We start from the raw sequence: 1,030 nt of genomic DNA, 5'->3' as shown, positions 1-1,030 counted from the left end.
TCGGGGGCTGGCTTGCCATCGCGCCGGCCAGCACGGGGGCGTATTTCGGCACGTCCGATTACCCGCGGTGCTACGTGGTTATCTTCCTTGCTTATGGTGCCGGCGCCATTGCCGGGCCCCAGCTGGCGGGGGTCATCAAAACCTCAACCGGGTCCTATCTCGGGGTCTTCCCTATCGTGCTGGTCCTCGCAGTGATCGGGTTCCTGATCGCCTTCACCATGCTGAAACAGCCGTGCGCACCGGAATAAAAATATCCCTTTTTTACCCCGCCAATACCCCGAGCGTTTTGTCAGTCCGCACTAATGCCGGATCTTCTTGCGCTGGGCGATCCGGTACCCGGAGATCACCTGGATTGAATCACCAAATTCGCGATCAAGGTCGGCGTCGCCCGAATCGACATACAGGAACGGCAGTTCCGCAAGTTTGTGCGGTGTTGCGGCAACAATGATGTTCTTTATACCGGTCTTCCGCACCAGAGCCGCACTGATCTGCTGGTTGCCCCGGCCAAGGATGAAACCCTGTGCGCCGATGGGACTGAGGATGATCCGGGTGTCCGGGTATTTATCAGCAAGCCCAAGGAGTGTCTTTTCATTGCAGTCTGCTGCAACCAGCCGCCGGTTCCTGATTGCATCCACACCGAGCAGCGTCTTTCTGATCCCGAGCCTGCGGGTTAGGGCCTCGGTTGTGGTGCCGGCCCCGATGATGTAGAGGGTCCCCGGCAGGAGGATCTCATCGAGGAACTGCGCAATCACCGCTTTCGCCCGCTCCTCGTCTGCCTCCTCGTACACCTGCTTGGATACCTGCACCCGCCCGGGCGATGAGGGCGTTCGGGCAATGCCGAAGAGCCGGGTCTGCAGAATATTGTTGCGGTACGCCTCCTCGTCAACGTCCATCACCTCGGCGTCGCGGACCCGGGCCGGGTCGAACTCCCGGATAAGCGAGGATGCCGTGAGCGGGTCAATGGCAAAGACCGCGGAGTACATCTTCACCCCCGCCGGGATCCCGAGCAGGGGAACGTCCCGGCCGATGG

1 protein-coding gene and 1 pseudogene are annotated in these 1,030 nt (G+C 61.0%); one reads left to right on the top strand and one right to left on the bottom strand.

What is annotated here, in order from left to right; translation table 11 throughout:
• Positions 1–248: pseudogene (locus CW742_RS15175) on the top strand (MFS transporter); the annotation flags it as partial.
• 51 nt (positions 249–299) lie between these two features.
• Here the strand turns inward: CW742_RS15175 and CW742_RS15170 are convergent.
• Positions 300–1,030: ATP-NAD kinase family protein (locus tag CW742_RS15170; RefSeq protein WP_292421866.1), on the bottom strand; the 731-nt coding region annotated here is incomplete at its 5' end.

Origin of the sequence: Methanoregula sp. (genome assembly GCF_002835825.1) — an archaeon.
Classification (GTDB): Archaea; Halobacteriota; Methanomicrobia; order Methanomicrobiales; family Methanospirillaceae; genus Methanoregula.
The sequence above is the reverse complement of the archived record's forward strand: the minus strand, read 5'-3'. Positions and strand labels throughout refer to the sequence as shown.